Origin of the sequence: Mesorhizobium sp. J8, assembly GCF_016591715.1 — a bacterium.
Classification (GTDB): Bacteria; Pseudomonadota; Alphaproteobacteria; order Rhizobiales; family Rhizobiaceae; genus Mesorhizobium.
This window is the reverse complement of the sequence record NZ_AP024109.1, coordinates 6,115,025-6,136,055: the sequence shown is the minus strand read 5'-3', so window position 1 is coordinate 6,136,055 and position 21,031 is coordinate 6,115,025. Positions and strand designations below refer to the sequence as shown.

Genomic DNA, 21,031 nt, shown 5'->3' with positions numbered 1-21,031 from the left:
AAGACCGGCAAAACCAAAAGAGGATGGAACAGCATGAAGAAACTCAGCCGACGCCTGACACTGACCCTGGCGCTTGGGAGCGCGATCGCGGCTTCGGCGGCGGCGTTCGCCGTCGCCGCCGACAAGGACCTGATCGTGTTCGACTGGTCCGGCTACGAGGATCCGAGCTTCCATGGCAAATATGTCGAGAAGAACGGCGACTCGCCGACCTTCGCCTTCTTCGGCGACGAGGACGAGGCATTCGAAAAGATCCGCTCCGGCTTCAAGTCCGATCTCGGCCATCCCTGCTCGCAGAGCGTGGTGAAGTGGCGCGAAGCGGGGCTCTTGCAGCCGCTCGACACCTCGAAGATCACTGGCTGGAAGGATCTCAACCCCGGCATCATGGCGATGAAGGACCTCGCCACGACGTCCGACGGCAAGGCCTGGTTCATGCCCTGGGATTGGGGCGATACCCAGCTCACCTACAATTCCGACAAGATCGCCGAGAAGGACGTGCAGTCCCTCAAGGTGTTTGCCGATCCGAAATACAAGGGCCGTGTCTCGATCGGCGACAATGTCGACGACGCCTACGCGCTGGCCAGCCTCGCCATCGGGCTCAAGGACTGGACCAAGATGACGGACGACCAATTCAAGCAGGCATCGGACTTCCTGCGCCAAGTGCACAAGAATGTGCGCTCCTACTGGACCGACACCACCGACATCGTGCAACTGCTCTCGGGCGGCGAGGTCGACCTAGCCTGGGCTTGGAACGACGCGACCGTGCAGTCGGTCAAGGCCGGCGTGCCGATCAAGTCCAAGAAGGACACCGACGAAGGCATCTCGACCTGGGTCTGCGGCTATGTGCTGTTCAAGGACGCGCCCGGTAACATCGACAAGGCCTATGACTATCTCAACGCCGTGAACGATCCGGAAGTCGCCAAGACACTGGTCAAGGACTGGGGCTACGGCCAGGCCAATGCCAAGGGCATGGCCGGCGTCGACCCGGCGATCCTGAAGGAAAAGGGCTACGACAATGTGGAAAAATGGGTCGACAAGACGCTTTTCCAGCAGCCGCTGCCTTCGGAGCTCAAGCTCAAGATGATCGCCGAGTTCGAGAAGATCAAAGCCGGCTATTGAGGCCAACCCTGCGGCCCGCTCGTTTGCCAAGCAGAGCAAAGTGAGCGGGCTCGCCAAAGCTTCTGAATTCTCTTAACTTCCTCCCGTCGTCCGCGATGGGGGAGTTTCTCGCGCCATGAAAACCATGCTTCGCCGTCTTGTCTTGGCCGCCCTCGTTACCGTCGGCGCGGGCACCGCCTATGCGCTTGCCGAAGGTGGCGGCGACCTCGTCGTCTTCGACTGGTCCGGTTACGAGGACCCGCTGCTGCATCCGGCCTACACCGCCAAATACAATGCCGAGCCGACCTTCTCCTTCTTCGGCGATGAGGACGAGGCGTTCGAGAAGATGCGCGCCGGCTTCAAGGCCGATATCGCGCATCCCTGCTCGCAAAGCGTGGTGAAATGGCGCGAGGCCGGGTTGCTGCAGCCGCTCGACACCTCGAAGATCGCCGGTTGGAAGGACCTCAATCCAGGCATCATGGCGATGAAGGACCTGGCCATCACCGCCGACGGCAAGGCCTGGTTCATGCCTTTCGACTGGGGCAACACCTCGCTGCTCTACCGCACCGACAAGGTGACGGCCGACGAGGCGCAGTCGCTAAAGGTCTTCGCCGATCCGAAGTTCAAGGGACGCGTCACCATCGGCGACAATGTCGACGACGCCTATGCGCTGGCGAGCCTGGTCATCGGCCTGAAGGACTGGACCAAGATGACCGACGAGCAGTTCAGCCAAGCCTCCGCCTTCCTGCGCGACGTGCACAAGAATGTCCGCTTCTATTGGACGGACGACACCGATCTCAACCAGGCCTTCACCGGCAACGAGGTCGATCTGGTCTGGGGCTGGAACGAGACCTATGTGACGCTGAAAGGGCAAGGCCTGCCGATCGCCATGAACCGCGACACCAAGGAAGGCATCTCGACCTGGGTGTGCGGCTATGTGCTGCTCAAGGATGTGCCGGGCAAGCTCGACCAGGCCTATGATTTCCTGAGCGCCGTCAACGCGCCGGGTGTTTCGGAGTATATGGTGAAGACCTTCGGCTACGGTCACGGCAACAGTGCAGGCATGGCAGCGATGGACCAGAAGCTGCTCACCGAGCGCGGTTTCGACAATCTCGACAAGTTCCTCGACAAGACGCTGTTCCAGCAGCCGGTTGCGCCCGACTTGAAGCAGCGCATGGTCGCCGAATTCGAGAAGATCAAGGCCGGCTATTGAAGAGCGGCATTGAAAGAACCGACGTCGTCATCGTCGGCGCCGGCTTTACTGGCCTGTCAGCCGCGCTCGAGCTGAAGCGCGCCGGCATCGATTTCCTTGTGCTGGAGGCGCGCGACCGGGTCGGCGGCAGGGTGGAGGCCGTCCGCAATGGGCTCGACGAGCGTATCGACAGCGGCGGCCAGTTCCTGTGCGTGGACATGCCGGAGGTGATGGCGCTGGCGAGGGCCTACGGCAAGGCCTTCGTCGAGACCTATGTCGAAGGCGAGTTCATCACCCATCCGTCGATGACGCCGGCGCGGGCGGAGCGGACTTATCATGTCTCGATGGCGATCCGCGAGCGCATGAACCGGATCGATCCGGACGACCCGGCGATTGCCGGGCTGACCGTCGCCGATTGGCTGGAACGCCAGCACGACGAGGCCGATGCCAAGGCCGCTTTCCGCTCGCTGGTCGAGGGTCTGTGGTGCCTGGCTGCGGACAAGGTGCCGCTCTGGTACCTGATCGACAATGATCGCCGCATCACCAACGAGGTGTTCGAGCTGCAGTATTTCCTGGGCGACACCATGCAGTCGCTGGCCGAGGACCTTGCCGCCGCGCTCGGCGACCGGTTGCGCCTGAACCAAGCGGCGACGCGCGTCGAGCGCGTGCCGCAAGGCGTTCGCATCAGCACAGGCGCGGCCACGATCGCAGCGCGCCAGGTCCTGGTCGCGCTGCCGCCGGCGACGGCCGCGAAGCTTGATTTCGCGCCGGCCTTGCCGGCGGAGCTCGCAACCGCGCTCGGCGTCTGGGAAAGCGGCGCGGTGATCAAGATCCTGGTGCGCTACGCAAAGCCGTTCTGGCGCGAGCGCGCCTTGAGCGGCATGGTCATGTGGCGCGATCAGCCGGGGCTGTTTGCCTGCGACGCCAGCAAGGATACCGATCACGCCGCGCTTGTCGTCTTTGTCGGCGGGCCGCTCGCGCTGCGCTGGCATATGCTCGGCGAGGCGGCATTGCAGGCGGAAATCATCGCCAGGCTTGTCCAGGCGCTCGGCTCGCAGGCCGCCGATATCGTCGATTTCAGCGCGCGTGACTGGACGCATGACCGCTGGAGTGGCGGCGCCTATAGCGATCTCATCATCGACGTGAGCGCGCGCGATGCCGAGCGCGTCATCCTTGCCGGCGCCCCGCCGGTCCATTTCGCCGCCTCGGAACTCTCGCCGTCTTTTCCGGGCTATGTCGAGGGCGCGATCGTTGCGGGACGCATCGCGGCCGGAAAGATTCAGTCGGCCATCGCCACCAGCGCCTCGGGATCGTAGGCGAGGCGGATCGGTGCGCCGACCGGAATGTCGTCGGCGCCGAAATCATTGGTCTCGGTGACCGAGAGCGGCTTTTCGAGCCCCGGTATCTCGACGATCAGATGCGTGATCTCGCCGAAATAGTGGCGCTCCACCACCTTGCCGGCGACCTCGAATTTCGCCGTCGCATTGTCCCACAAGACGCGCAGGCGCTCGGGCCTGATGCCGAGCGTCGCCGCGCCGCCATTGCGCACGAAAGCCTTCGGCTTGTCGGTCCTGACGCGGCCGAAGCCCAGCGTGTCGAGCACCAGCGAAGCGCCGTTCTCCTCGACGATCTCGGCCTTGACGAAGTTCATGCCGCCGAGAAAATCGGCGACCTGGCGGTTGACCGGGCGCTGATAGATCTCCTTGGGCGAGGCGACCTGCGCGATGCGCCCGCCGAACATCACCGCGATGCGGTCCGACATGGCAAGCGCCTCGTACTGGTCGTGCGTGACCAGCACAAAGGTGATGCCGACGGCCTGCTGCAGGCGGCGCAATTCGACCTGCATCTGCTCGCGCAGCTTCTTGTCGAGCGCCGAAAGCGGCTCGTCGAGCAGCAGCACCTTGGGCCGCATGACCAGGGCGCGGGCCAAAGCCACGCGCTGGCGCTGGCCGCCGGAAAGCTCGGTGGCGCGGCGCTTGCCGAGGCCGGTCAGCGAGACCTGCGCCAGCGCTTCCTCGACGCGGCGCTTCTCCTCGCCGGCGTCGAGCTTCAGCCGCTTCAGCCCATAGGCGACGTTCTGCTCGACATTGAGATGCGGGAAGATCGCATAGCTCTGGAACACCATGTTGGTCGGCCGGCGGTTGGCGGGAATTCCGTCCATCGGCTGGCCGTCGACGGCGATGGAGCCGCTGGTCGGCGTGTCGAAGCCGGCGATCATGCGCAGCAAAGTGGTCTTGCCGCAGCCGGAAGGCCCGAGCAGCGAGAAGAACTCGCCTTCGCGGATCGCCAGCGAGGCATTGTCCAGCGCTTTGAAGGACCCGTAGCTGCGGGTGACGTCGCGGATCTCGATCATGGTTCGATCCGACTGCGTGCGCTCGGACTGGACCCGCTCAAGCATATAGGCCTCCCTCGTTCTGGGTGCGTCTCGCTGCGCGGCGGCGCAGGATTTCGGCAATCGTCATCAGCACGAAGGAAGCGAAAAGCAGCAGGGTGCCGAGCGCCAGCACGCCGGGGAGCTTGGCCGCGAAGCGCAACTGGCCCCAGATGTAGATCGGCAGCGTCGCCTCGGTGCCGGTGAGAAAGAAGGCAATGATGAATTCGTCGAGCGAGATGGTGAAACAGACGAGCAGGCTGGAGATGATCGCCGGCGCGACCATCGGCAGCGTCACGCGCCGGAAAGTGCCGAAGGCGCTTTCGCCCAGATCGGCGGACGCCTCCTCCAGGCTGCGGTCGAAACCCTCGAAGCCGGAGGTCAGAACGGTCATCGAATAGGGGATGCAGACCAGGACGTGGCCGAGCACCACGGTGAACAGCGACAGGCTGAGGCCAAGCTGCAGCATCACCAAAAGCATGGAGATGGCGACGATCACCTCCGGCAGCACCAGCGGCGCCATGATCAGGCCGTTGATGGCGCGGCGGCCGGGGTAGCGGTAGCGGGTGATCGAGCGGGCGGCGAGGATGCCCAGCACCGTCGACAGGATCGAGGCGGAGACGCCGACGATCAGGCTGTTCCAGGTCGCGTCGATCAGCGCCGGCGTGCGCGGCAGATCCTCGTACCAGTGCAGGGTGACGCCCGAGAGCGGGAATTTGGGCGTCGCCGCCGTGTTGATCGAGAAGATCGGCAGGAAGATCACCGGCAGATAAAGGAACAACAGATAGAGGACGGCGTAGCTCGACAGCCAGCTAGGCAGGAAACGTCTTATCGCCGTCATCGCGCCAGCTTCTGCAGGGCGCGGATGGCCAGCACGGTGGCGCCGGCCATCAGCGAGACGATGATCATGGTGGTGACGGAAAGTGCCGCGCCCAGCGGCCAGTTCGACGCCTTGCCGAACTGCGCCTGGATGGCATTGGCGATCATGACGCCATCCTTGCCGCCGACCAGCTTCGGCGTCACATAGTCGCCGACGGTGGGGATCATGACGATCAGCGCGGCCGAGATGACGCCGGGCGCCGACAGCGGCAGGGTGACGCGCAGGAAGGAGCGCAGCGGTCCGTCGCCGAGGTCGGTCGCGGCCTCCACCAGGGTGCGGTCGACCTTCTCCAGCGACACGAAGATCGGCAGGATGGCGAAGGTCGCCCAGGCATGGGTGAGCGTGATGATGACGGCGCTGGAATTGTAGAGGAGCGCCGTCGACGGCTGGTCGATGATGCCGAGGCCCATAAGGCCGGAGTTGAGGACGCCGTTGTAGCCGAGGATCACCTTCCACGACATCACGCGCAACAGGTAGCTGGTCCAGAACGGGATGGTGATGAGGAACAGCCACAGGCTCTTGTGGCGGCCGCCGTGGAAGGAAATGAAATAAGCGATCGGGTAGGCGAGCGCCACCGTCAGCAGGCTGACCGTCAGCGAGATGTAGAGCGAGCGCCAGAGCAGGTCGCGGTAGATCGGCTCGGTCAGCGCGATCCGGTAGTTGTCCAGCGTGAAGGTGTGGTCGATGGTGAGGTAGTTCTGCGTCCAGAAGGAATGGGCGATGACGACCAGGATCGGCAGGACGAGGAGAATGAGGGCGTAGACGAAGGTGGGACTGATCAGGGCAAAGCCCTGGACGGCTTCCGATTGCAGAAGGGGACTTCGTCTCGATCCCGCCATGCGCAGCGGGGGCGACCCTTCCGCGGCAACCGTCATTGCAGCGCTCCGGGCGTGATTTCGGTAGCTGGCTCGGACTGTCCCGCCATGCGGCCTTCCCATTCGCGGCGCCGGCCGCCTGTTCCCGAATTATGCTTGGAGCGCGATCGCTCCTGGCTTGCCGGCTTTCTTTCATCATGAGCGCATCCGCCGATTGAAATCAAGCGCTATTTCTGCGATATTGATTGAACGGATATTCAAAATGAAGTGATGAAAAGCCGAGTTCCCATGGTTTTCCGCGTCGTTTGATACCCGATGAAAATTCAGCAACCTGGCGATGCGAGGCGAAAATGGCGGCTCAAAGCAAGATCAAGGCAAGTGAACTCATCGGGCCTGACGATGACGACGCGGTCGAGCTCGCCAAGCGCCATCTCGTCCAGCCCTGGCCTTATGCCGGCTCGGTCGGCAACGAGGCGCGCGCGCTGATCGGCGAGGGCGACGGCATCTACATCACCGACGGCTCCGGGAAGCGCCTGATCGACGGGCCGGCCGGCATGTGGTGCATCAATGTCGGCCATCGCCGCGAGGAGCTGGCCAAGGTCATGTACGACCAGGCGATGGCACTCTCCTACAACACGCCGTGGTACACGATGAACGCGCCCTCGGCCGAGCTCGCGCGGCGCATCGCCGATGCGGCACCCGGCGATCTCAGCCACACCTTCTTCACCACCGGCGGCTCGTCGGCGGTAGAGACGGCGCTGCGCTTCATGCAGTTCTACAACAACGTCCGCGGACGGCCGGAGAAGAAGCTCATCCTCAGCCGCGGCGGCGCCTATCACGGCTCGACCTATCTGTCGGCCTCGCTCAACGGCCGCCCGCGCGACCGCGACTGGATGGACGGCGCCGACGATCTGGTGGTGAAGCTGTCCTCGCCCGATCCGTTCCGGCGGCCGAAGGAGATGAGCATCGCCGCCTTCACCGATTTTCTCGTCGAGCAGTTCCGCGACACCGTCGCGCGCGTCGGCGCGGAGCGCATCGGCGCCTTTGTCGGCGAGCCGGTGCAGGCTTCCGGCGGTGTCGTTGTGCCGCCGGACGGGTACCTGAAGCGCATCCGCGAGATCTGCCGCGAGAACGACATCCTCTATGTCTCGGACGAGGTGGTGACCGGCTTCGGGCGGCTCGGCCACGTCTTCGCCTCCCGCGACGTGTTCGGCATCGATCCGGACATGATCACCTTCGCCAAGGGCGTCACGTCGGGCTATTTCCCGCTCGGCGGCGTCATCATCTCCGAGCGGCTGCTGGAAGAGCTGCGCCGGTCCAACCACCCTGACGCCCTGTTTGGCCATGGCCTCACCTACACCAGCCATCCGATCGGCTGCGCGGTGGCGCTGAAGAATCTCGACCTGCTGGAGGGGGGCGTGCTTGCCCACGCGCGCGAGATCGCGCCCTATTTCCAGGCGCAACTGAAGACGCTGGAAGAGCTGCCGCTGGTCGGCGAGGTACGCGGCGTCGGCCTGATGGCTTGCGTCGAATGCGTCGCCGATCGCGAAAGCAAGGATCCGCTTCAGCTCGACAAGGATGTTGGCAAACGCATCGACGCGCATTGCCACGAACTCGGCCTTCTGGTGCGGCCGCTGATCAACATGTGCGTGATGTCGCCGCCGCTGATCATCACCAAAGAGCAGGTCGACGATATGGTGGCGATCCTGCGGGAAGGGATTTCGCGGACCATGGATGACCTCAGGAAGGAAGGCGTCTGGCGGGGGTGATTGGCTCTTCCTTCTCCCCGTGGGACGGGGAGAAGAAAAGAGCTCATCCCCTCGACCTCAGCGCTTCGTTCAGCCCCCACATGTCCTTTTCCTCGGGCGCCGTCTCCAGGTTGAGCACCGGGACCTGCCTGCGCAGATGGTCGTGGTGGGTGCGCACGCCATATTCGAGGTCGGAGAGATAAAAACCCTCGAAGGCTTCCGACAGCATGGATTCGTTCGACCACACGGAAAGCTGCACGTCCTCGTTCATAGTGTCGCGGTCGATGCGATAGGCTAGGTAGCGTGCGGCCGCCTGTTCCCTGGTCTCGTCCTTGTAGCGGTAGACCGCGCCGCGCAGCAGCGTCTCGCCGGTCGACATCGGGAACTCCTGATAGAACTGCACCGATTCCGGCATGATCGACAGCGCGTTGTTGGGGAAGATGCCGTAATAGATCCAGGCCTTGCGCAGATGCTCCGGCAGATGCGTGGCCTCGGGCGCGAGCTTGATGTACTCGCGCACGCTCCAGCGCCGGCCGGCATGCGGATTGTAGGTGGCGAAGGAGCGCGACACGCCGTTGACGAAAGGCTCGTCGAAATAGGTGGCGCCATAGAGGTCCTGCAGCGCCGGATGCGCCATGGCGACGTGATAGCCCTCATTGTCGACGTCGCGCACCGACTTCCAGTTGACCGGCGATCTCTGTGTCCAGATGCCCCAGGACGGCACCATTTCGCCGACGTTGTAATGCGCCATCTCGGCTTCGATCGGCTTCAAGAGCTCGGCCACCGAAGGCTGCGGGCCGCCCTTGCGGAAGCGGATGAAGATGAAGCCCATCCAGATTTCGAGGTCGAGCGGCATCAGGCCGAACTCGGTCTTGTCGAGCTCGGGGAAGGAGCGCGGACGGGCGGCACCGCGCAGAGTTCCGTCGAGATTGTAGACCCAGCCATGGAACGGGCACACAAGCGCGTTCTTGCAACTGCCCTGGCTGTCGGCGACGACGCGGCTGCCGCGGTGGCGGCACATATTGTTGAAGGCACGCACGACGCCGTCCTTGCCGCGCAGGATCAGCGCGCGTTCGCCGATGACGTCCATGGTCAGATAGTCGCCCGGATTCGGCACGTCGGAGACATGGCCGACGATCTGCCAATGATTGCGGAAGACGTATTCCTTCTCGAGCTCGAGAAGAGCGTTGGAATGGTAGCTCCACCCCGGCAAACCCCGCCGGTCCCAATCGTTGGGAATCGCCACGTCACGGAGGTGCGGGTTCATCGGTATGCTCTTCTTTTTGTTGAATACTCATTCAATATAAACATATTTTTCGTTGAAATGCAATGGCTTGCGAAAGTATGGAATTTTTGTGGCGGCAAGTTCGACCCGCCTGAGCCGGAAAAATCCCGGAAAATCCGGGCCTTAATCGAAGAGCGGAACGGCGATCGTAAGTGGCCGCAGACTGCCTGCAGGAGGGCATGTCTCGATCGATCCAGGGGCGTGTGGCAGGCGGCCGCGAAGCGCTCGGTTCAGGCATCGCTGTGTGAGGCTGTTTACAGTCGGTCGGGCGGGACAGGCGCATTGTCTACACCGACCAGCTTCGAAGACCGGTCGAATGGTTGCCTCGGATTGGGATGCTGGAGCCTTCGGTGCCTGTTTCAATCCTGTTACACAGATAATCGCCATCGATCATTCGGCTGTTACCTGGTGCGATTAAGTTCGTTTCATAGCGAAAAGAAAGATAGCGAAGGGAACAACCGTGTTTGCGAAAGTTCGTACCGCCGATAATGATCGCCGCCTGCATGGTCCGGAGCGCAATGACCGCCGGCCGAAGCTGGCGTTGCGCCAGCGCGCCAGCGATCATCCGATGGCGATGTTCATGGCGATCGGCGCTTGCGCCTTCGTCGGCATGCTGGCGGCACCCGCCTCGGGCCCGGCTTTCGCCTCGATCAATCCGCCCGCCAATGTCATCGAGGGCGCGCAGACCACGCTCAAGACCGCCCGTCTGCCGGAATCCGCGGTCGACTTTGCCTGCAAGGGCCAGAACTGGGGCGCCGAGAGCCTCGATTGCCTGCGCGCCATCGCCGAACAGTCCGGCCAGCGCCGGGAACGCGCGGTGCGCATGATCGCCAACGCCGCGCCGCTCACCAACACGCCGAACGTTTTCTAAGAGCTCCCCTGAGCGCACCCTCCTGCGCTCCAGTCAGGCTCCCGCCGCGAAAGTGGGTCGGGAGCCTCTTTTTTTCGGATCCGGCGATGTTCAGGTGAAGCCGGCCTGCGAGTGGCGGCGTCCTTGGCTTCCGGTGCTCACGTACTTTTCGTACGCTCCGCTCCGGTTCTCGGATACCGCCACTCTCGGCTCGGCTTGACCTGAATCTCACCAGATCCTGCAGTGGTGCGATCTCGGCTCAGATATGCGCGCCGTTGTCGGCTGCGGCGGCGGCTTCGTCGGCGACCGTCGACAGGATGCCGCGGACGTCGAGCGTCGAGAAAGGCTTTTCCAGTATATGCGGGCGCTGCTGCGGCGGCAGCGCTTCGATCTCGGCCTTGGCACCGATCATGTCGCCGGTCACCAGCACGAAGCGCTTGGCGAGCGGGGGCTGCTGCGCGAGCAGCTCGCGGTAGATCGCAATACCGCTGATGCCCGGCATGCGCAGATCGGAAAAGACGATGTCCGGCGGCATGTGACCGTTCAACACGTCGGCCGCCGATGTCCAGCTTGCCACGACGCGCGACTTCACGCCCATCAACTCGAGTATGTCGGACAAGGAGGCGGCGACGTCCGGCTCGTCGTCGATCACCAGCGCATGGCGCAGCCCGCTCGAACGCGCAGGGCCTTCGCCTGGCCTGGCGCCGCCGACCGCGATCGCCGGCAATTGCACGACGAAGCGCGCGCCGTTCGGTTGCACTTCCTCGAACCGGATGCTGCCGTGATGGCGCTCGACGATCGATTTCGAGATCGACAGGCCGATGCCGGTGCCGACGCCGACCGGCTTGGTGGTGAAATAGGACTCGAAGATGCGCGCGCGGATCGCTTCCGGAATGCCCGGGCCGTTGTCCTCGACAGAGAAGCCCGGATTGCCGTGTTCGTTGCGGAAGGTCCGCACCTTGATGTGCCGCTCGCCGGGCATGCCGGCCAGCGCGTGCTGGCTGTTGATGAGAAAGTTGGCCACCACCTGGGTGATGTGGTCGGCGTCGGCCAGGGCAAGCAGCGGTCCGTCGGCAAAATCGGTGTCGATGATGATGCCGCTGGAGCGCGCGCCGTAGGCGGTGACCTCGAGCGCCGAGCGCATCACCTGGTTGAGATCCGTCTCGGCCTGTTCGGTCGGGTGCAGCCGCACCATCGACAGGAAGCTCTTGACGATGCGACCGCATCGCTCCGCGGCGGCGCGCACCTTCTCGGCGCGCACTTTGGTCTGCGGGTCGCCGGCGAATTCATGCAGCAACGTCGACTGCGCCACCACCACCGCCAGCGGGTTGTTGAGCTCATGCGAGACGCCGGCAAGCAGCGAGCCCATCGCCGCCATCTTCTCGTTCTGGTGCAGCTTCTCGCGCTGTCGGTTGATCTCCTCCTCGGCCTGCAGCTTTTCACGCAGGTCGCGGATCGAGCCGAAGATCAGGCGGCGGTCGGCAACGCGCATCTCGGTCGCCGTCAGCTCGATCGGGAAGATCTCGCCAGCGGCGTTCTGGGTGACGGTCTCCAGCCGCTGGCCGACCATCGGCGCGCCTCGGCCGGCCATGTATTCGGCGCCGGAGGCATAGCCTTTGCGGTAGTAAACCGGAACGATGGTATCGAGCAGGTCCTTGCCCAGGATGGCGCTGCGCTGGAAGCCGAACATCTTCTCGGCGGCGGGATTGAACTCGATGATCGAGCCCGTCTCGTCGATGACGATGATGGCGTCCAGCGAGGCCTGCAGCATGGTGCGGCGGATCACCTCGCTGGCGTGCGCCTCGGATGGCGAGCGCTCGATGGCGTCGCCGATGGCCAAGGCGATGATGTGCAGCGTCGCCTCTTCCTCATCCGTCCATTCACGCTCGGCGACGCAGTCGTTGACGGCCAGCGTGCCCCAGAGGTGGCCATGCGCGAAAACAGAGACGGACAGGAACGACTTGATGTTCTGCTTCTCGAAGTCGGCCCGCAGGAAGCCGTCGAGGTCGCGCGTGTGGCCGGAGAAGATCTTGCCTTGCCGCTCGTCTTCCTGCAGCCGCTCCAGCAAGGAATCCGAGTTGATGATCGACTGCACGATCACCGTGGGCGAGGCCAGCTCGCCGCCGAAATCAGGGTCGATCCAATAGGCGGCGACGGACTGGGCAAAGCCTTGGCCCGGCAATTCACGCAGGCGAAAGAGGATGCCGCGCTGGCATTCCATCTTGCGGCAGACCGTCCCCAATATGTCGTCCATCTCGCGCTGCCAGTCGCCTGCCTCGCGCAGGCGGCGCACGACATGGACTGCCGCCATCGCGGCGCCGCCCGGACGCGAGCCATGCATATCGGTGCGTGCTGCATCAGCAGTCATGGTCATACCTGGCCGGGACGCCGGTCGTTCAGAGTGTCCCTCCGTTCCACGGGAACCGCTCTTTCCTTTTTGTTTTGACGCAATTTCGGACGGAAGGCTACGGCCAAGGCGCCCAGCCCGGCCGTTTCACGCCATTCTAATTGGCGTCGCCACTCGGCAGCGAGAAGATATAGCCTTCGCCGCGCACCGTGCGCAGGAATTTCGGATTGGCGGGGTCGGCCTCGATCTTCTTTCGCAACCGCATGATGCGGATGTCGACCGCACGCGAGGATTCCGGATCCTCGACGAAGCCGATCGCTTCCGAAATCGCTGCCCGCGTCAGGAGCCGGTTGGCGCGGGTGAGGAAAACCTCGAGCACATCGAACTCGCTCTTGGCCATCTCGATCACCGCGCCGTTGGCGGTGGTGACCAGGCGGCCGTCGAAATCGGCCTGGAAGCCGCCGAAATTCATGAAGCGGCGATTGCCGGCTTCGGCCTTCCGCGCCTGCGGCTCGGCCGGTTGCGGCACGCGGCGCAAAACGCTGCGCACCCGCGCCAGCACCTCGCGCAATTCATATGGCTTGACGATGTAATCGTCGGCGCCGAGCTCCAGCCCGACGATGCGGTCGAGCGCTGTGCCGGCGGCGGTGGCGTAGATGATGCCGATCTGGGTCTTGGAGCGCAGCCAGCGGCCGAGCGACAGCCCGTCCTCGCCGGGCATGGCGATGTCGAGGATGGCAAGGTGGAAGGGCTGCGCTTCGAACAGCGCGCGCGCCGCCACGGCATTCTCGGCCGTCACGACGTCATAGCCGCTGGCGCCGAGATACTCGGCCACGGCCTCCCTCAGATCCGGTTCGTCCTCGACGACGATGATGCGTGCCTTCACGACGCGCTCGCTCCCGCTTTCAGCGGAAAGTAGATTGGGTATAAACATGATGTCCAGCACTCATCTCGAGTTGTCTGTGGCGGGGTGGAGAAAATGGCCGCACGATCCGTCATTGCGCTTGTGTCCGTCGCCGAGGTGGTGGCCGGCGATCTCGCCGACCATCTCGAGCGGCGCGGGCACGACGTGCGCCAGGCGCGCCAGCCCTGGGAGGCGGAGACGCTGCTTTCGGCCGGCGGTATCGATGTCGTCGTGGTCGGCGATGAGGTCACCCAGGCCGAGGGGCGCGAACTTCTCAGGCGTTACAGTAGCCAGGGCGGAGGTGGCGAGGGCGGTCCTGATTTCATCCTGATCTGCCGGCCGCGCGACCTCGTCGACAAGGTGCTGGCGCTCGAACTCGGTGCCGCAGACGTCATCGAAAGTCCGCTCAACGTGCGCGAGCTTGCCGCGCGGATCGGCGGCCTGCTGATGAGACGCGGCCGGGCGGCAGGGGAACTGATCGTGCTGGAAAACGCCACCGTCGATCTGCGGTCGGCCATGGTGATGCATCGCTCGGGCACGGAGGAGCAGCTTTCTCCCGGCCAGGTGGCGCTGCTGAAGCTGTTCCTGGCGAGTCCGCGCAAGGTGCTGACGCGCGACGACATCATTGCCGCGGCGCCGGCCGAGAATGCCGACGCTTTCGACCGTTCGATCGATTCGCGCATCGTGCGGCTGCGCCGCAAGCTCGACACCGAGACCATCACCACCATCCGCGGCGCCGGCTATCGTTTCGATCCGCCGCTCTCGCGCAACGAGTGAGTTCAGGTCGAGCATCGGATTCACGAAAGCGGTGATCATTTTGGGCGATGGTCATCCAATGTCCGGCGCTCAGCGCACCACGACGACCGAGGGTCCAGTTGGAAGGTTGGCGCTGACGGTCATTTCAACCGGGGTGCGCTCCTTCAGCAGCACCGTTGCCAGCGCGGCGAAGCCGAGCAGGCCCTGCGCGTAGAGAAGCGCGGAAAGCACCGAGGCGGCAAGGTTCGTCTTCATGTCGTATTCCCAATCTCGATCGTCAGTGCTTCAGGAAACTCCCGAAGCGCCCGCGCCGCTGACGGAGCCCCCCGCTGCGGCGCGGGCCTTCGGTCCTCTCGGCAGCAAGTAGCCGGAGGGGCCGCGCGTCCTCATCAGCCGACGGCCGACCCGCCAGAGGGCCTTCAGCCGGTGGACGCGCAGGCTGGAAACAATCCAGACCGTGGCGATGAACAGAACCATGTGCAGCGTCGAAACCTCGGCGGTACCCGTCGCCGACAGCGTCGTCGCCGGGTTGCCGGCTACCGAGCCGGTGCCGCCGAGCACGATCACCGCGACGCCGATCCCGAGAAGCCAGGAGCGGAGTTTCGATTTCCTGCCCATTTTCGTTTGCAGATGTCTGTTCCCGTTGCGTCAAATGTGCCGCCGGCCTGTATCCGGATCATGCCGCCGTGGCTGCACTTTGTTGCAGATTGGTTTCGAAAACGGCCCCGCATCTTTCATATACAGGCGAAATGAACTTTCGTTCCTGATCCGAGCTCATTGTGCGGCGCCTGAACGCCTGGTCTCGAAAAGGCCGCGCCGAGCCGTTCAGCCGGCCTCGCCATAAGCTTGTAGAAACCGATCCGAAACAGAAACGAGCATCAAGCGAAATAGGTCTGAAACGGACGGACCCGATAAGAGCCCATCGATTTGAAGCCGGCGCGACCGGCAAGAAACAGAGAGGGATCGTCATGCATACCGCCATTTCCGCCAAGCTCATCAATATCACCGCCGCCGCGCTCACGGGTGCTGCACTGCTGTTCGGCGCCGGCAACGCCGCCCATGCCAACCAGATCGTGGCCAAGGTTTCGCTGTCGCAGCAGATCATGGAGGTCACGGTCGATGGCCGCCCGACCTACACCTGGAAAGTCTCGACCGGCGACAGGAGGCACATCACGCCGACCGGTTCGTTCAAGCCGACCCGCATGCATGAGATGTGGTATTCGAAGAAATACGATAACGCGCCGATGCCGCATTCGGTGTTCTTCAGCGGCGGTTATGCCGTCCACGCCACCTATGCCATCAGCCGTCTCGGCCGTCCCGCCTCGCATGGCTGCGTGCGGCTGCATCCGGATGCGGCGGCTGATTTCTATCAGTTGGTCGAGGCGTTCGGCCCCGGCAACACCAGCATCCTCATCGTGAAGTGACGCGCCGGGATAAAGTAGCTGGCCGGTTGCCGCCTTCCGCGCGGTTTGTGAGACGCAATTCCTGACGGAAAGCCGTTATACGCTTTTCCTGGAATTGCTCAGCGCCGAAGCCGTGAGGCGACCGCCAAAAAAAGAGGCCGGGATTTCCGGCCTCTTTTGCTTTCGGTTCGTCGCTTTCTCAGCTCGGCAGCGCCGGCATCAGCTTCGGATCGGGCTTCTCGGCGAGGTGCGGCAGGTCCTTGCTGGCGATGAAGGTGTAGAACATCGGCACGACGAAGAGCGTGAACATCGTGCCGACCAAGATGCCGGTGAAGATGACCAGGCCCATCGAATAGCGCGCGGCCGCGCCCGCGCCGCTCGAGACGATCAGCGGCACGACGCCCAGCGCCATGGCCGCCGTGGTCATCAGGATCGGCCGCAGGCGCACCTTGGCCGAAGCGATGATGGCGTCGCGGCGGCGCATGCCGTGGATCTCCCGCTGCTGGTTGGCGAATTCCACCAGCAGAATGCCGTGCTTGGTGATCAACCCGATCAGCGTGATCAGGCCGACCTGGGTGTAGATGTTGAGCGTCCCCAGCCCGATGTTGAGCGGCACGATCGCGCCGAAGATCGACAGCGGTACCGCCATCATGATGATCAGCGGGTCGCGGAAGCTCTCGAACTGGGCCGCCAGCACCAGGTAGATGACGATGACGGCCGCGGCGAAGGCGATCAGGATGGTGTTGCCCTGCTCCTTCTCCTGCCGCGACTGGCCGGAATAGTCGACGAAGAAGGTGTCGGGAAGGGTCTCCCTGGCGAGATCCTCCAGCACTTTCAGGCCGTCGCCGGTGGTCACGCCGGGCAGAGGCAGGGCCGAGATCGTCGAGGAGTTCAGCTGGTTGAACTGTTCGATGGCCGCCGGCGAGGCATTGGTCGAAATCTTCACGACCGCCGACAGCGGCACCATCTTGCCGTCGACGCTGCGGACGAAATACTCGCCGAGCTTCTCGGGATTGTCGCGGAATTCCTGCGGCACCTGCGGGATGATGTCGTAGCTGTTGGAATCACGATCGAACTGCGCCACCTCGGCGCCGCCGACCAGCAGCGTCAATGTGTTGCCGATATCGGCAATCGGCAGGTTCAAAGCCGCCGCGCGCTCGCGATCGATGGTGACGGTCACTTGCGGCGCATCGTAGGCCATCGAGTTCTGCACGACGATGAAGCGGCCTGAGGCCTGCGCCTTGTTCTTGATCTTCTCCGCCTGCTCGAAGACTTCCGAGGGATCGCCGGTGGAGCGCACGACCATGGAAATCGGCAGGCCGCCGCCGGAACCGGGCAGCGTCGGCGGCGCGAAGACGAAGGCCTGAACGCCGGCGACCTTGGCGAGCCGTGCGGTGATGTCGGCCTGCAGTTCCTTCGAGTTGCGCTTGCGGTCGGCCCAGTCCTTGAAGGCGAAACCGACGAAGGCGCTGTTGGTGGCGCCGCCGAAGGCAACGGCCGAGAACTGCGCCCGGGTCTCCGGGATGTCCTTCACGAGCCCCAGGATCTGATTGACATAGGTCTCCGTGTAATCCGACGTCGCATAGCGCGGCGCGGTCACCAGCGACAGCAGGAAGCCCTGATCTTCCTCAGGCGCCAACTCGGTCGATGTCTTGGTGAACATGAAGCCGGTGAGGGCGACAAGCGCGACGACGATGATCAGCGTCACCGGCCGGTTCCTGAGCGAAGCGGTGACGGCCCGTTCATAAACGCGCTCGACGCGCGTGAACGTACCGTCGACGATGCGCTGGAAGCGGCCGTGCTGGCCCGGCTTCAGCAAACGCGCCGACATCATCGGCGTGATCGTCATGGCGATCAGGCCCGACAGCACCACGGAGCCGGCCAGCGTCACCGCGAATTCGCGGAACAGCGCGCCGGTCAAGCCGCCGGTGAAGGCCAGCGGGGCAAACACGGCTGCCAGCGTGATGGTCATCGCCACGATGGCCGTCGCGATCTCGCGCATGCCGTTGAATGCCGCCTGCATCGGCGACATGTGATCCTCCTCCATGTGGCGGTGGATGTTCTCCACCACCACGATGGCGTCGTCGACGACAAGGCCGATCGCCAGCACCATGGCCAGCAGCGACAGAAGGTTGATCGAGTAGCCGACCGCGAACAAAAGGAAGCAGACGCCGATCAGCGACAGCGGGATGGTGACGATCGGCATCATCACCGAGCGGAACGAGCCGAGGAAGAGAAGGATCACCACGATGACGATGGCGACGGCCTCGCCGATGGTCTTGAACACTTCCTCGATCGAGGCGCTGATCTGGCCCGTGGCGTCGTAGACGATCTCGATCGTCATGCCTTTCGGCAGCGTGTCCTGGATTTGCGGCACGAGTTTGGTGAGCGCCGCCGCCGTCGTCAGCGGGTTCGCCGCCGGCGTCGGGAAGATGGCCAGGAAGGTTCCCGGCTTGCCGTTGAAGCTCACCCTGGTGTCGGTGTTCTTCGCACCGAGCTCGATCCGCGCGACATCGCGCAGGCGGACAACCTCGCCGTTGGTCGAGCGAACCGGCAACTGCGCGAAGGCCTCGGGCGTCTGCAGGGTCGAATGCACGGTGATCGAGGACACCACATATTCGTTCTCGGTGTTGCCGGGCGCCGACAGGAAGTTCGAGTTGTTGATGGCCGTCAGCACGTCCACCGCCGTGGCGCCGCGCGCGGCGAGCCGGACCGGGTCGATCCAGATGCGCATGGAATATTCCTGGGCGCCGAAGATCTGGACGTCGGCGACGCCCTCCACGGTCGAGATGCGAGGCCGGATGACGCGCTCGATATATTCGGTGAGCTGCTCCTTCGTCATGTTCGGGTTCTGCATCGAGATGTACATCATCGCGAACTGCTGCCCGGTGCCTTTGACGATGACGGGATCCTTGGATGCCTCCGGCAAGGTGCCGCGCACACCCTGGACCTTGGACAACACCTCGGCGAGCGCGACGTCCGGATTGGAGCCGAGCTTCATCTGCACCGTCACCGTGCTTGAGGACGGACGGCTGGACGAGGTGACGTAGTCGATGTTTTCGGTCGAGGCGACGGCGCGCGCGATCGGCGCCGATATGAAGCCCTGGATCAGGTCGGCGCTGGCGCCCGGATAGGCCGTGGTGATGGTGATCGCCGTCTCGTCGACCTTCGGATACTGGCGGATCGACAAGCTGAAAATGCCCTGGAAGCCCAGAAGCAGGATCATGCAGGCCAGCACCGTCGAGAGCACCGGCCGGCGGATGAAAAGGTCGGAGAAGCTCATTGCTGAACCTGCTTGTTCGCCGATTTGCTGGGGTCGATGGTGTTATCGACGGCAACCGACATGCCGTTGAAAAGCCGGTTCTGGCCGGCGGTGACGACCTGGTCGCCGTCCTTCAGGCCCTCGACGATCTCGACCATGCCTTCGTTGCGGCGGCCGAGCTTCACGAAGACCTGCGAGATGGTGAGCGGCTGTTGCGCGCCCTCGGCCGGCTTGGCGGCGTCGCCGGCCGCCTTGTCGGCCGGCTTCGCGTCAGCCGGCTTCGCCGCATTGTCGACGGCGGGCTTGGAAGCGTCGGCCTGCGGCTTGGCGGCATCGCCGGCCGCCTTGTCGGCGCCGGCCTTCTGCTCATCCGGTTTTGCCGGCGCGGCGGCAGCACCCTGGGCGGGCTTCGCCGGCTGGACGACGAAGACATAGTCGCCATAGAGGCTGGTCGTCACCGCCGTCTGCGGCACGGAGATGACGTTGTTCTCCTGCGGCAGCTCGACACGGATCTGGACGAACTGGCCGGGCGTCAGCTTGCCTTCCGGATTGGCGACCTCGCCGCGGATCGAGACCAGCCGGCTGGCGGGGTCGATCTTGGGGTCGATGCCGCGAATGGAGCCGGCAAAGGACATGTCGGCGAGACTGCTGCCAAGCTTGATGGTCTGGCCGATCTTGAGCAGCGGCAACTGCTGTTCGGGAACCGTGAAGTCGACCCGCATCGTGTCGAGGTCCTGGATGGTCACGACAGAGTTGCCCGGGGCCAGATACTGGCCGATATCGATCTTCGGGATACCGACCGTGCCGCCGAAGGGCGCGGACAATTGCTTCTGGTCGAGCACCGCCTGCAGCTTGTTGACCTGCGCGGCCGAGGCGTCCGCCGCGGCGCGCGCGGCGTCGAGCGTCGCGTCCGTGCCGACGCCGCGCCGCTGCAATTCGATCGCGCGGGTCAGCGCGGCCTGGTCCGAGGCGGCCTGCGCCTTCTGCGCCACCAGATCGGCCTTCTCGACCGCGTCGTCCAGTTGCAGGAGCACCGCGTCGGCGGCAACCTTCTGGTTGGCGTGGAAGAGGATGTCCTTGACGATGCCGCTGGTCTCGACGGTAAGGTCGACACCGCGCACGGCATTGACGGTGCCGATGGCCTCGACGCCCGGGGTCCATTCCGACGGCTTCACCGTCACCGTCGAGACCGTCGCGGCCGGGGGCTTCATGGTGGCGAAATACTGCTTGATGCCGGCGTCGCGCATGAAGTTGAAGCCAACGATGCCGACGCACACCAAGGCGAGCAGCAGCAAGAATCCGGCGATGATGAAAAAGCGCTTCACGGATAGTCCCCCTCGGCTGGCAACCGGCAAAACAATCGAAGCCGGGACACATATCGACGACAGGTCCCGATTTCAAATGGCGCGCCTTACTGTACCGGCTGGACGGTCTTGTCAATTCCGCCTAGGCTAATGTACGGGGAGGCGCGATGAGAGCACCCAGGGCAAACTCACGCGAAAAGATACTAGCCGCCGCCGCCGACGTTGCGCGCGAGGCAGGCCCGGGAAGCCTGTCGCTCGAGGCAGTCGCCAGCCGCGCCGGCGTGTCGAAGGGCGGGCTGCTCTACAATTTCCCGACCAAGGCCAAGCTCATGCAGGGGCTGGTCGAAAACTATCTCAGCGATTTCCAGAAGGCGCTGGAGGCACGTGCCGCCGAGGCCGGCCGCGAAAGCGTGCTCTCGGCCTATATCGAGCTGTCGGCCGACGACTGCGAGCGGCCGAAACCCTCGGCGTCCTGGATGTTCTCGGCAATCGCGGAGGATCCCGACTTCCTGACGCCGATAAAGGCCTTCAAGCGCCAGCTGTTCGAACGGCTGAAGGGGGAGACGCAGGACCTTGGCTCGCTGCTGGTCTGTTTTCTCGCCATCGAGGGGATGCGCAGCATGAACCTGTTCGATTCAGACGTGCTTTCCGAAGACGAGCGCAAGCTGCTGGTGTCCTCGCTCCTGAAGATAGCCGGATAGGCACCAAAACAGTTTGGTGGCGACCAGCTGTTTGGCCGCGGCCAAACTGTTTGGTGGTGACCAAACTGTTTGGTGGTGACCAAACGGTTAAGGGCGTCACACCAGCTTCATCCTAGCG

General features: G+C 64.0%; 18 protein-coding genes. 8 read left to right on the top strand and 10 right to left on the bottom strand.

Features of this window, described 5'->3' with window-relative positions; all coding sequences use genetic code 11:
* Window positions 1–33 precede the first annotated feature (33 nt).
* The 3 genes from MJ8_RS29290 to MJ8_RS29280 all read left to right on the top strand — a co-directional run bounded on the left by MJ8_RS29290 (window position 34) and on the right by MJ8_RS29280 (window position 3,603).
* On the top strand, window positions 34–1,116 hold the full coding sequence (locus tag MJ8_RS29290; protein ID WP_201412048.1) for an ABC transporter substrate-binding protein: 1,083 nt from the start codon (window positions 34–36) through the stop codon (window positions 1,114–1,116).
* Between the two features lie 115 nt (window positions 1,117–1,231).
* Window positions 1,232–2,308 (top strand): extracellular solute-binding protein, encoded by a 1,077-nt coding sequence (locus MJ8_RS29285; RefSeq protein WP_201412047.1) that lies wholly within the window; start codon window positions 1,232–1,234, stop codon window positions 2,306–2,308.
* The gene (locus tag MJ8_RS29280) at window positions 2,305–3,603 is read left to right on the top strand and encodes a flavin monoamine oxidase family protein (RefSeq protein ID WP_201412046.1); all 1,299 of its coding nucleotides are present in this window, start codon (window positions 2,305–2,307) and stop codon (window positions 3,601–3,603) included. Before MJ8_RS29285 ends, MJ8_RS29280 begins: the two co-directional genes overlap by 4 nt.
* Here the strand turns inward: MJ8_RS29280 and MJ8_RS29275 are convergent.
* Genes MJ8_RS29275 through MJ8_RS29265 form a run of 3 tightly spaced genes read right to left on the bottom strand, consistent with a single transcriptional unit; the run spans window position 3,567 to window position 6,413 of the window.
* Window positions 3,567–4,640, bottom strand: coding sequence for an ABC transporter ATP-binding protein (locus MJ8_RS29275; protein WP_201415619.1), 1,074 nt, complete (start codon window positions 4,638–4,640; stop codon window positions 3,567–3,569). The genes MJ8_RS29280 and MJ8_RS29275 overlap by 37 nt on opposite strands.
* A gap of 37 nt (window positions 4,641–4,677) precedes the next feature.
* On the bottom strand, window positions 4,678–5,499 hold the full coding sequence (locus MJ8_RS29270; protein ID WP_201412045.1) for an ABC transporter permease: 822 nt from the start codon (window positions 5,497–5,499) through the stop codon (window positions 4,678–4,680).
* Window positions 5,496–6,413 carry an ABC transporter permease gene (locus MJ8_RS29265; protein WP_201412044.1) on the bottom strand — a complete coding sequence of 306 codons (918 nt, stop codon included), beginning with the start codon at window positions 6,411–6,413 and terminating at the stop codon, window positions 5,496–5,498. The genes MJ8_RS29270 and MJ8_RS29265 overlap by 4 nt, the downstream gene beginning before the upstream one ends.
* Before the next feature lie 290 nt (window positions 6,414–6,703).
* Between MJ8_RS29265 and MJ8_RS29260 the strand changes: the two genes are divergently transcribed.
* On the top strand, window positions 6,704–8,122 hold the full coding sequence (locus MJ8_RS29260; protein WP_201412043.1) for an aminotransferase: 1,419 nt from the start codon (window positions 6,704–6,706) through the stop codon (window positions 8,120–8,122).
* Between the two features lie 43 nt (window positions 8,123–8,165).
* Here MJ8_RS29260 and MJ8_RS29255 read toward each other — a convergent pair whose 3' ends face one another.
* Window positions 8,166–9,368 (bottom strand): aromatic ring-hydroxylating oxygenase subunit alpha, encoded by a 1,203-nt coding sequence (locus MJ8_RS29255; RefSeq protein WP_201412042.1) that lies wholly within the window; start codon window positions 9,366–9,368, stop codon window positions 8,166–8,168.
* Window positions 9,369–9,846: 478 nt separating this feature from the next.
* Here MJ8_RS29255 and MJ8_RS29250 point away from each other — a divergent pair, with 478 nt between their 5' ends.
* Window positions 9,847–10,257, top strand: coding sequence for a hypothetical protein (locus MJ8_RS29250; RefSeq protein ID WP_201412041.1), 411 nt, complete (start codon window positions 9,847–9,849; stop codon window positions 10,255–10,257).
* 238 nt (window positions 10,258–10,495) lie between these two features.
* Here the strand turns inward: MJ8_RS29250 and MJ8_RS29245 are convergent, their stop codons facing one another.
* Window positions 10,496–12,604: an ATP-binding protein gene (locus MJ8_RS29245; protein WP_201412040.1), complete on the bottom strand. Its 2,109-nt coding sequence runs from the start codon at window positions 12,602–12,604 to the stop codon at window positions 10,496–10,498.
* Window positions 12,605–12,740: 136 nt separating this feature from the next.
* A complete protein-coding gene (locus MJ8_RS29240; protein WP_225248069.1) occupies window positions 12,741–13,469 on the bottom strand; it encodes a response regulator transcription factor in 729 nt (242 codons plus the stop codon).
* 93 nt (window positions 13,470–13,562) lie between these two features.
* On the opposite strand from MJ8_RS29240, the gene MJ8_RS29235 reads away from it, so the two are divergent.
* Window positions 13,563–14,264, top strand: coding sequence for a response regulator transcription factor (locus MJ8_RS29235; RefSeq protein ID WP_201412038.1), 702 nt, complete (start codon window positions 13,563–13,565; stop codon window positions 14,262–14,264).
* A gap of 69 nt (window positions 14,265–14,333) precedes the next feature.
* Here the strand turns inward: MJ8_RS29235 and MJ8_RS29230 are convergent, their stop codons facing one another.
* Complete coding sequence (locus tag MJ8_RS29230) at window positions 14,334–14,498, bottom strand: hypothetical protein (protein WP_201412037.1); 165 nt, start codon at window positions 14,496–14,498, stop codon at window positions 14,334–14,336.
* Window positions 14,499–14,528: 30 nt separating this feature from the next.
* On the bottom strand, window positions 14,529–14,861 hold the full coding sequence (locus MJ8_RS29225) for a hypothetical protein (RefSeq protein ID WP_201412036.1): 333 nt from the start codon (window positions 14,859–14,861) through the stop codon (window positions 14,529–14,531).
* Between the two features lie 350 nt (window positions 14,862–15,211).
* Between MJ8_RS29225 and MJ8_RS29220 the strand changes: the two genes are divergently transcribed.
* Window positions 15,212–15,667, top strand: a complete 456-nt coding sequence (locus MJ8_RS29220; protein WP_201412035.1) for a L,D-transpeptidase — start codon at window positions 15,212–15,214, stop codon at window positions 15,665–15,667.
* Between the two features lie 178 nt (window positions 15,668–15,845).
* On the opposite strand, the gene MJ8_RS29215 is transcribed toward MJ8_RS29220, so the two are convergent.
* Window positions 15,846–18,929 (bottom strand): efflux RND transporter permease subunit, encoded by a 3,084-nt coding sequence (locus MJ8_RS29215; RefSeq protein WP_201412034.1) that lies wholly within the window; start codon window positions 18,927–18,929, stop codon window positions 15,846–15,848.
* Window positions 18,926–20,233: an efflux RND transporter periplasmic adaptor subunit gene (locus MJ8_RS29210; protein ID WP_201412033.1), complete on the bottom strand. Its 1,308-nt coding sequence runs from the start codon at window positions 20,231–20,233 to the stop codon at window positions 18,926–18,928. The genes MJ8_RS29215 and MJ8_RS29210 overlap by 4 nt, the downstream gene beginning before the upstream one ends.
* Window positions 20,234–20,379: 146 nt before the next feature.
* On the opposite strand from MJ8_RS29210, the gene MJ8_RS29205 reads away from it, so the two are divergent.
* On the top strand, window positions 20,380–20,913 hold the full coding sequence (locus tag MJ8_RS29205) for a TetR/AcrR family transcriptional regulator (protein ID WP_201412032.1): 534 nt from the start codon (window positions 20,380–20,382) through the stop codon (window positions 20,911–20,913).
* The last annotated feature ends 118 nt before the right edge of the window (window positions 20,914–21,031 follow it).